Below are 9,151 nucleotides of genomic sequence, written 5' to 3'. Positions count from 1 at the left end.
GTTGCTGGAGGAATTTAACCCGGGGGATGTGGAGCCGATTCATGCGGTGTTTGTGGGGGGAGGGGCGATGCCGGCGCGGGTTAGGGCGTTTGTGGATTTTTTGGTGGAGAGGCATGGGGTTTGAGGATGTGTTGGTTTGGATTTTTTGGGAGGAGGGCTGGCCGATTATGTTGAAAAGTCGCTTTATGGCCCGATTTCAGGTGGTGTGCCGGACGTACAGTTGCAGTTCCGCTCGGCTGCGAAGAAAAACACGACAGATAGGGATCAAAGCCTCATCTGTCGTGTGCTCAAGGAAGGTAGATATTCAAGGCGCGACGTGGGTGTGGAAGATTTTGCTGACGACCGTCCACTTGCCATCAACTTTCAGCAAGTTGAAGAAATCTGTAAAGCAAAAGCCCGATACGTCATTGGTGTCGATGCGCGCGCTGGCAGCGGTGCCTACGATGTCGATTTTGACGATTACGCCTTGAGCTTCAGGAGACGGGCGGAACGCGCTGTCAATGCCATCGAATAATGTTTGAATCGGGCCGCCGGCCAGCTTACCGTCGCCATCGACGCTAAACATCGTTGCTTGCTCACTGAAAGCTGGTTTCATGATGCTGCTTTTGGCCTGCTTGCAGCCTTCGTTGTATTTGTTCAGTACCTCGACGATGGCTTGATATTCCGGCACATAAGTAGGTTTGTTCATGTTTGTACTCCTGCTGTTAATTTCAATCATGTTAAAAAAACCAGCCACTGCTGGCTGGCATTGAGATCAATCCCTGAGACCATCTGCAGCGGCACTGGGGCCCAAGGTCTCACTTTTGGAATGTTGCTCAGTTGGCTTATCCAGCGAGCGCAGGCCAATCGGTGTAACCCTTTGCGCCGTTACCGTAATAGGCTTCGCGTGGCGCAACAGTGAGTTCTGCACCTTCTTTTAATCGACGAACCAAATCCGGATTAGCAATAAACGGGCGGCCAAAAGCGACTGCATCGACCTTGCCTTCAGCACGGCGGGTAACGGCCAGTTCGATTTCGTAATTGTTATTGCCGATGTATGGGCCTTTGAACCCTGTACGTAACGCATCGAGATCTACGTTCTCGGGAACAGTGCGTGACGTAGCGGTGGCGCCCTCGACAAAATGCATATAGGCGAGCTGGAAGCGATTCAGTTGCTCAATCAGATAGCCATAGGTTTGCATTACCTGGCTGTCCAAGGGTGTGTTGCCGGCATCTGGCGTCACGGGAGAGAGGCGAATGCCAACGCGGTCATGCCCCCAGATCTCGACGACTGCGGCGGTTACTTCCAGCGTGAGTCGTGTGCGATTCTCAATCGAACCACCATATTGGTCGGTTCGCTGATTGGTAGAGTCGCGCAGGAACTGATCGAGCAAATAGCTATTGGCAGAGTGCACTTCAACACCATCAAAGCCGGCGTGTTTTGCGCATGCGGCGGCGTGTCGGTACTGCTCGATAATGCCCGGGATTTCGGATGTTTCCAGCGCTCGCGGCATGGAGACGTCCATCATTCCCATTTCAGTGAAGGTCTGGCCTTCGGCTTTAATCGCCGAGGGCGCTACCGGTGCCGTGCCATCGGGCTGCAGGTCCACATGCGAGAAGCGCCCCACATGCCACAGTTGGCAAACAATAAGTCCACCAGCGGCATGCACCGCATCTGTCACCTGTTTCCAGCCTGCTATTTGCTCTTCAGTCCAGATGCCTGGCGTCAATGCATACCCACGCGCTTGCGCGGAAATATTGGTCGCTTCACTGATGATCAGACCGGCGCTGGCACGTTGTGCGTAGTAGAGAGCGTGCATTTCGTTGGGGACGCCTTTTGGCCCCATGCGGCTGCGCGTTAACGGGGCCATGACAATGCGGTTAGCCAGAGATAAGGCTCCTAAAGTCATTGGAGTGAAAAGATCCGTTGATGGGCGGTTGAGCGTCATTGTGATTCCTGAAGATAACTGTTCTGCCGGATGAAACACCTTGCTATATCAACTATGGGGGGCAATGATAATGACGTAAATAGTCATAGGCGTGGATACAGTATGAGCAAAAAGGTCATAATGCAGGGCGCTGCGCGCGCTGAGGGCATAGAGAGTTCACTTCCTTTGCCGCCGGTGCATTTCCCCGGTCTTTTAACCTTCGAGGCGGCCGCCAGACATTTGAACTTCGCTCGCGCCGCCGCAGAAATCGGTGTCACGCCAACTGCGGTATCACGCACGATCAAAAATGTGGAAACGCAACTCAACGTGCGGCTATTCAATCGAACAACACGCAGTGTCAGCCTGACCGAGGCCGGCGCGTCATTGAACGCAGCATTGGCACCTGCGCTGGCTTTGATCAGAGACTCCTTGTCACACGTCTTGCTCGCGACTGATCAACCATCTGGCACAGTACGCCTCAACTCTTCGTATGTTGCATACCGCATCTTGATCGAACCGCATCTAACCGCTTTCATGGAAGAGTTCCCGCTGATTAATGTCGAGGTATCACTGGATAATCAACTTGGCGATATCGTTAATGCCGGTTTCGATATCGGCATACGCATGGGGAAAAGAGTGCAAAACGACATGGTCGCGATACAGTTGGGAGCGGCACAAAAAAGAATTGTGGTGGCTGCGCCGGATTACTTCCGCACGCGGGTTGAGCCGCAGACGCTGGAGCAACTGCTGAAGCAAAACTGCATTCGCCAGCGGTATTCAGTTGGCGGAAGATTCTTTGAGTGGAGGTTCGAAGAGGGCGGGCAAATGGTTCAAATCGATGTTCAAGGGCGTTTTATTTTTGACGAAATGAGATCCGTCCTTGATGCGGCAATACAAGGCCAAGGCATTGGTTTTGTGTTCGAGGACTTCGCGAAGCAAGCGTTAGAAAACGGTACGCTTCGTCAGATATTGAAGCAGCACAGCGGCATGGACGATGCGTTTCATCTTTACTACCCCCATCGTAAACACATGCCAGGCAAGCTGCGCGCGTTTGTTGATTTCATGCGGAGTGCCAATAAGATCGGAAAGTCATGATTTGACTGTCCCAATGCCAGGGAAAAGGGGACCAGGGAAACGAGGCGGATTTATTTTTCTAATGTCCGCTTTTGGCCGGAAGCAGCCGCTTATGAATCACTGCTTTCGGCCAAAAGCAGACCGCTGGCGTGGTTCTGGCTTAGTCCGATATTAAATGCTCATAACATGCGACTGCATATCTAAAACCATTCTAGCTTATTGCTTACAAGTTCCTTTTTTCTGCCCTCCACGACTTTCCAGAACGTGGCGCTTTCTGCTGCTTTGGTTAAGGGGCGGGCTTTAGCCCGTCCCAGTGTGCGAAGCAAGCGGTTAGAACCAGTTGTTAGAGCCGTCTCATCTGAGCTCTACTAAGTTATTTTATTTTGTCGTTGATAGTTTTTGGAAAATAAATTTTACGGATGCCAAGTGCTGTTCGCTAATGGTTACTGTGCAATCTCGATCCGTCTCTGTATTGCTCTCATTAAGAGCGGGAGAACATTTCAGTAATTCAGGTTTTCCTTCGTGTCTCAGCTCTACACCCTGAGTGGTTTCGCTAATAAGTGCCTTCATAAATTTACGATTCCACAGACCAAAACTAATGACAGGTTCACCTTGCATCAGAAGCCCGAGGTTGGTTCCCTGCGAAGCGTACCGACAATGCGCTCGCCATTGATCAAGTTGGCGTAATCATAATAGTAGATTAGACATGTTTTACTTGCGTCAATTGTGACCGGTCCATGTTTTGTCCAAGTTCCGGATTCATAGCTTACGCAGCTGAAAAATAGTAAGATGGTTGATGCTAGTGCTATGGGACGAATTGTTCTCATCAATTTAATATGCAAGGTAAAAGTTTGCGGGTGTTCTGGTTGCCCTGAGAGCCTAACGCTGCCATAAGTTGCGAAAAAGGCTCGGCTAAAATTAGCGACGAAGGAGCGCAAGCCAAGCTTTTGCGTCCGCTCTTGAAGGCTTTGCTATATTCAAAATCTCGAAATCATCTGTTAGAAAAAATCTGAATTATTACTGCATCAGACTTGTGATCATTAGTGTCGATTGAGTAGCAAAAACTTATCGATTGATCTCTACTGAATTCCTGGTACAAAGTAGGTCTTAGAAGTCTGGTTTTATTGTCATTGAACAATGTTCTTGTTCGCCCATCTTGATTTCTCATAACACCATAGCAGTAGCGCTTTTTAGGATCTTGGCTATCACTCTTTGATAGAGATTCAACCATTGCGTCCTCAACCTGGGGAGATTTACCTAAAGTTATTTGAGTTGGAATAAATTGAGCAAAGTACTCATTAAACTGACTCAATATATCCCCAAGGTTTTCACCATACTCTATATTAAAAAATTCTCTCAATAGTTTCGGCTCAATAATAAAGCCATTTGCGCTAACAGCTAAAGCCAGTCGTTCATTAATATTTTTACTTTTCAGTATCTCTATTTTTATCAGAGCGTACTTCGGCCTTTTTTCCCCTTTTTCGTACAATTTTGCTAAGACAATGTAGTCGTGGCTTTTGTAATTGAAAGGGAAGCCCTCTATAGCCCAACCGTTTTCAATCATGTCCGCTTTTAATAAATTAAAGCTTTCAAATACACTCATCTTTTTACTCCTATTGATAAATTAGACCTGCTGTACTGAATAGAGTGCAACTATTATGTTGCACGATTCCTATGGGGTATAACAGTTGAGTGGGTCGACGGCTTTATGATTGCATATTAGTGGCTTCTTCATAATAATGCCTCTCTTGGTGAATCCAATTCGTAAATTCTCTATTTAAAACAATAGGTTATTTCATTGCTGTTGCATGCAATCTATATTCGCTTGCCTTTTTCTTTTTGTGCAAACAAAAATACAGCATGAATACGATATAGACAAGACACGCCTGCGAGAACAGTTTCTTAACGTTATTGGTGTGAATCACTACAGCATTCGGACCGAGAAGACCTACTGGTACTGGATACGCTATTTCCTGCGCTACCACCGGAGGCGCCACCCTCTGGAGCTGGGGCCAGCGGGAGTTAGCGAGTTCTTACCTGGCTGGCCCTCAGTCTTCACTCGTTTCATCTTGGAGCTGGGAGCAAGGAGCTATTTAATAGTACCTTGCTTCCAAACGGCTTCAAGTCATCCGTAAACGTCTACTCTCGGCCAAAAGTGGTCATTCGTGAGTTGCTATCAGCAGTCACTATTTCGATGTGCAGTCAGCCGCGACTCCCTGAATCGGTGATAATTGCCAAATAAAAAAGGAATACCTCTGTAAAGGGCACTACTTCCTGTTTACTCGCAATGCTAAATCGCTTGGTTTTGGTCATGTGCTGTGGCTTACCGGTGCGAACTCTGCTTTCACAAAATATGTTTTTTCTCCGGTTTCGAGATTCGATATACCGGCCTGCGCACCAACCTCTACTAGCTTTGCCTTGACTGACAGTTCCAAATTTTTGTCTGTGGAGAATGACGTGTTTTCTTTAATCTCTAGGGATGCAGTCAGACAGCCGCCCACTTCGCGTGCAAACACGACAGCCTTCCATGAAGGCTCATACGACAGCCAAAAGAAGTTCTCACGATCGACTTTGCTATCTACGTTCCAAGGTTTGCCGGTTAACGAGAACTCACGTGTATCGTGCGAATCAGTATCGTATTCAGTTTTACCTACGTAACTGACTGCGCCTCCACCCATAGAGCCAACTTGCACCGATGCTTTTGCGCTGATGGAGTCGCGGGTTTTATCGGATACTTTCTTGGTGATGCTGATTTTAGTCGCTCCGAGTTGAACCAATAACTTTACCAGTTCCGATTCGCGCTCCTCCAGCAGGATTGCGTCGTAGCTATCGCTGGGAATGTAGAGGTTCCTGTTATCCGGGTTCGAGTAGTCGGACAGTGGGTGTTTGCGGTAAGCCTTGCCAACGACTGGGTGCCCTGGCTGGAAACGATAGTCAGCCTCTTTGGCTTGGGTGCGGGAAAGCGAATGACGTTGTACGTAAGCAGTAAGCAAACGTGTTTCTTCGGCTATCGCTAAAGCTGGGGTTGACTCATCTGTTGTGGCGCTGCGATCTTTGGCGATTGATGCACCCGCGCCTGCAACACCAACAGCGGTGGCCGCTGCGCCAATAATCATAGAAATAGGCAGAATAGGAATCAGGAATGACGATGCTGCAGCCGCTGCAGCCGTAGCTACCGCTACGCCGGGATATACAGCTTTTCCAGTCAGCGGTGTAGTATTTTGGCCAGGAAGTGTGAAGTTTGGGGCGTAGCCGCTGTCATTTTGCTAGGAGGTGTCTGAGGCGAAATGATCTTCTACGATGTAAATGAGATCTAGCATTTGGTAACTCTCCTTGTTGGTCAAACACATGGTTGCCAAGCCGGCATATAGTGATCGTTTACTTGTCTGGGAAGTGTCTATTAATGCATTTGTGTCGGCCGTGCTCGACGAATCTTGAACCGACCCTGATTTCCTAGACGCTTTTGACTGGCTGCTTCTGGCCGTTTACGGCCCATGAAAAATACCCAGTTCCTCCTCCACGCGCTGGCCCTAGCTCCAGCGCGCGGGGCCTTTTACTAGCTAACCGTTGTAGAGTGCGCTTCTACCTCCGAAGCCTGCTCCCGCAATCGACGCGCGATAACATCCATCAGATCACACCCATCTCGCAATGGTATAGCTAGCAGTTGTGCAAAGTCTGAAAGCACAACGCAATCAGCCTCGACCTCGCCCCGAGAAGCGATGTTTTCCAATACTTGAGTCACGGTACGAATACGATAGTCAGCCATCGCCTGCAGCACATCCAGCGGTGCTTGCGAATCAATGAGCAGGGAGGCCGGAACCCGTTCGATTCCAGTAAGAGGGATATATCTTTCCATTTTTGAAACTCCGATAAATGCAATGATTTACCGATAATCAGGTCGCCAAACCTGGTCGTCACTTGGGCGACCGGGAGACTATAAGCGTCATGGTAGCCGACGAGCAACGCCAAGGTTGTAACCCGCGCGGATGGGCTGAAGCTCATACGCCGCTCATCCCACTTTTGGGCTCCAGTCTCCCCCAGGCCAGTTTCATCTCATACCTGGCATTTCCCTCCAGCATCACGCTTTTTAAGCTTGCTGAAACGTTTCATCGAGTTTATAAAACCTCCACAACTCCAATAAAGGCCACCGCTATGACCCCGCTAAAACTCATCGTTGCCCTCAGCGCACTGTCCACTGCCTCCCACGCCATGGCCTGGGATTACGTGCTGCTCGACACCGACAAAGCCGCCCAGAACTGGCAAATCACCAGCCAGCAGCTCGGCATCCAAACCGACAAACCCTTCAGCGTCACCCTGCGCACCTTGCACGGCGGTCGGCAGGAGGGGGTGAGCATTGTTGATATCGATAACGGCACGATGAAGCTTTCGGTGGTGCCGACTCGCGGTATGAACGTGTTGCAGGCGTCGGTCGGTGATGTGCGCATGGGCTGGGATTCGCCGGTCAAAGAGGTGGTCAATCCTTCGTTTATCGAGCTCAATGGCCGTGGTGGGTTGGGCTGGCTGGAAGGTTTCAACGAGTTGGTGACCCGCTGCGGCTATGAGTGGGTCGGTCACCCCGGCATCGACAACGGCGAACTGCTGACCCTGCACGGTCGGGCGGCGAATATCCCTGCGAACAAAGTCACGCTGCATATCGATGAAAAACCACCGTATGCCATCACCCTGCGCGGCGAACTGAAAGAGCAGGCGTTCAAGAAGGTCGATTTCTCCGTCGCGACTGAACTGGTCACCCAGCCTGGCAGTGTGGTGTTTGCCCTCAACGACACCCTGACCAACAACGGCGACTATTCGAAGGAATACCAGGCGCTGTATCACAGTAACTTCAGCACGCCGTTCCTGGAGCAGGGCGCGCGGTTTGTCGCGCCGGTGAAGCAGGTGTCGCCGTTCAATGACAAGGCCAAGGGCGAATTGGCTGACTGGCAAACCTATCGCGCACCCACCAAGGACTACGACGAAACGGTCTACAACGTGGTGCCGTATGCCGATGCCAAGGGCGATACCTTGACTGTGCTGCATAACAAGGCCGGCAGCCTGGGCGTTTCGGTCGGCTTCAATACGCAGACGCTGCCGGTGTTTTCCCTCTGGAAAAACACCGACACTCAAGGCCAGGGCTATGTCACGGGGCTGGAGCCGGGGACTAGTTTTTCCTACAACCGTCGTTATCAGCGGCCACTGAATCTGGTGCCGACAATCGGGCCCAAGGAACACAAGCAGTTCCGCATCAGTTACAGCTTGTTGGCGGACAAGGCGGCTGTTGATAAGGCCTTGAAGCAGGTCAGCGAGATTCAGGCTGGTCGGGAGACTGAGGTGCGTCAGACGCCGTTGGTTGATCTGAGCAAGGGGTGACACCCCGTGGCGCATCATGGCGATGTTATGGATGTTGAGCACCGACGCTTGTGCGGGGTGCGTCAACATTGATGACTTGGAAAGTCAGCCGTCGATCAATCGGGTGTTGTCTGGCCAGTAGAACGTCCAATGCTTGCAAGAAAAATCCGGGTATCCCGATTGGACCGCAGATGAACCACACGGCAAGTGGTTGGCGCAGCCTCCATGAGTTGTCGCATCTGAACTCGCGCTGATTTTTTGGTCTGCCACATGAATCTAAAAAACTCCGGCAGGTTCGCCAGTCGCTCGGGGCAGTTCTCGGGCAGGTCTGGTCGAGCCTGACCGCGTCTGAGCAGCGTCCTCAGCAGTACGCGCCAGAATCGAAGCGTCGCCGAACGGTCAATCCAGATCAACAGGTCTGCGCGGGCCAGCCGGTTGTCCCAAGTGGATGAATGGCCGCCTTCGAATATCCAGCATTCACGGGCTTCAACCTCAAGGCAAAGCTGCGTCTTCGCGGCGCGGCTGCGTTCGATCCACCCTGGTTGCCAGTGGATAGTGTCGATATGAACCACCGGCAAACCCGTGCACTGACCAAGCTTGCGCGCCAAAGTGCTTTTGCCGGACCCAGGTTGACCCACAATCATCACTCGTCGCATTGAGGCTCCTTCTCGCTGTGCACGCTGAATTTTTGGGGGGGCGATTTTACGGCAATGCCTGTCTGCGTCAACGTGCTCGCGCAAATCCCTGGAACGCCGCGTTTTATTCAGGCGACCCGTGCCAACGTTGGCGGTTTTCGCGAGCAAGCTCGCGCCTACAGGCGTTGG

9 protein-coding genes and 1 pseudogene are annotated in these 9,151 nt (G+C 51.1%); 4 read left to right on the top strand and 6 right to left on the bottom strand.

Features of this window, described 5'->3' with window-relative positions:
- Positions 1–124 (top strand): annotated as a pseudogene (locus JFT63_RS29805) (LysR family transcriptional regulator); the annotation flags it as partial.
- Between the two features lie 180 nt (positions 125–304).
- Here JFT63_RS29805 and JFT63_RS26785 read toward each other — a convergent pair.
- On the bottom strand, positions 305–688 hold the full coding sequence (locus JFT63_RS26785) for a nuclear transport factor 2 family protein (protein ID WP_198845127.1): 384 nt from the start codon (positions 686–688) through the stop codon (positions 305–307).
- 136 nt (positions 689–824) lie between these two features.
- Positions 825–1,928 carry an alkene reductase gene (locus tag JFT63_RS26780; protein ID WP_198845126.1) on the bottom strand — a complete coding sequence of 368 codons (1,104 nt, stop codon included), beginning with the start codon at positions 1,926–1,928 and terminating at the stop codon, positions 825–827.
- 102 nt (positions 1,929–2,030) lie between these two features.
- Here JFT63_RS26780 and JFT63_RS26775 point away from each other — a divergent pair, with 102 nt between their 5' ends.
- Positions 2,031–3,002, top strand: coding sequence for a LysR family transcriptional regulator (locus JFT63_RS26775; RefSeq protein ID WP_198845125.1), 972 nt, complete (start codon positions 2,031–2,033; stop codon positions 3,000–3,002).
- A gap of 970 nt (positions 3,003–3,972) precedes the next feature.
- Here the strand turns inward: JFT63_RS26775 and JFT63_RS26770 are convergent.
- Positions 3,973–4,584 (bottom strand): DUF6037 family protein, encoded by a 612-nt coding sequence (locus JFT63_RS26770; protein WP_198845124.1) that lies wholly within the window; start codon positions 4,582–4,584, stop codon positions 3,973–3,975.
- A 205-nt stretch (positions 4,585–4,789) separates the two neighbouring features.
- Here JFT63_RS26770 and JFT63_RS26765 point away from each other — a divergent pair, with 205 nt between their 5' ends.
- Positions 4,790–5,116, top strand: a complete 327-nt coding sequence (locus JFT63_RS26765; RefSeq protein ID WP_198845123.1) for a phage integrase N-terminal SAM-like domain-containing protein — start codon at positions 4,790–4,792, stop codon at positions 5,114–5,116.
- Between the two features lie 174 nt (positions 5,117–5,290).
- Here the strand turns inward: JFT63_RS26765 and JFT63_RS26760 are convergent, their stop codons facing one another.
- Both JFT63_RS26760 and JFT63_RS26755 read right to left on the bottom strand, forming a co-directional pair.
- The gene (locus tag JFT63_RS26760; RefSeq protein WP_233102420.1) at positions 5,291–6,097 is read right to left on the bottom strand and encodes a hypothetical protein; all 807 of its coding nucleotides are present in this window, start codon (positions 6,095–6,097) and stop codon (positions 5,291–5,293) included.
- 440 nt (positions 6,098–6,537) lie between these two features.
- Entirely contained in the window at positions 6,538–6,837 is a 300-nt protein-coding gene (locus JFT63_RS26755) for a hypothetical protein (RefSeq protein WP_198845122.1), read from the bottom strand.
- Positions 6,838–7,133: 296 nt separating this feature from the next.
- Here JFT63_RS26755 and JFT63_RS26750 point away from each other — a divergent pair, with 296 nt between their 5' ends.
- The gene (locus JFT63_RS26750; protein WP_198845121.1) at positions 7,134–8,348 is read left to right on the top strand and encodes an aldose 1-epimerase family protein; all 1,215 of its coding nucleotides are present in this window, start codon (positions 7,134–7,136) and stop codon (positions 8,346–8,348) included.
- Positions 8,349–8,443: 95 nt separating this feature from the next.
- On the opposite strand, the gene JFT63_RS26745 is transcribed toward JFT63_RS26750, so the two are convergent.
- Complete coding sequence (locus JFT63_RS26745) at positions 8,444–8,983, bottom strand: AAA family ATPase (RefSeq protein ID WP_198845120.1); 540 nt, start codon at positions 8,981–8,983, stop codon at positions 8,444–8,446.
- Between the last annotated feature and the right edge of the window lie 168 nt (positions 8,984–9,151).

Source organism: Pseudomonas sp. MF7453 (genome assembly GCF_016405455.1).
Classification (GTDB): Bacteria; Pseudomonadota; Gammaproteobacteria; order Pseudomonadales; family Pseudomonadaceae; genus Aquipseudomonas; species Aquipseudomonas paralactis.
This window is presented reverse-complemented; position numbering and strand designations above follow the sequence as displayed.

Excerpts from the sequence above, each read along its gene's own strand:
- JFT63_RS26785 (WP_198845127.1), bottom strand. The coding sequence starts at position 688 with ATGAACAAACCTACTTATGTGCCGGAATATCAAGCCATCGTCGAGGTA.
- JFT63_RS26780 (WP_198845126.1), bottom strand. The coding sequence starts at position 1,928 with ATGACGCTCAACCGCCCATCAACGGATCTTTTCACTCCAATGACTTTA.
- JFT63_RS26775 (WP_198845125.1), top strand. The coding sequence starts at position 2,031 with ATGAGCAAAAAGGTCATAATGCAGGGCGCTGCGCGCGCTGAGGGCATA.
- JFT63_RS26770 (WP_198845124.1), bottom strand. The coding sequence starts at position 4,584 with ATGAGTGTATTTGAAAGCTTTAATTTATTAAAAGCGGACATGATTGAA.
- JFT63_RS26765 (WP_198845123.1), top strand. The coding sequence starts at position 4,790 with ATGCAATCTATATTCGCTTGCCTTTTTCTTTTTGTGCAAACAAAAATA.
- JFT63_RS26760 (WP_233102420.1), bottom strand. The coding sequence starts at position 6,097 with ATGATTATTGGCGCAGCGGCCACCGCTGTTGGTGTTGCAGGCGCGGGT.
- JFT63_RS26755 (WP_198845122.1), bottom strand. The coding sequence starts at position 6,837 with ATGGAAAGATATATCCCTCTTACTGGAATCGAACGGGTTCCGGCCTCC.
- JFT63_RS26750 (WP_198845121.1), top strand. The coding sequence starts at position 7,134 with ATGACCCCGCTAAAACTCATCGTTGCCCTCAGCGCACTGTCCACTGCC.
- JFT63_RS26745 (WP_198845120.1), bottom strand. The coding sequence starts at position 8,983 with ATGCGACGAGTGATGATTGTGGGTCAACCTGGGTCCGGCAAAAGCACT.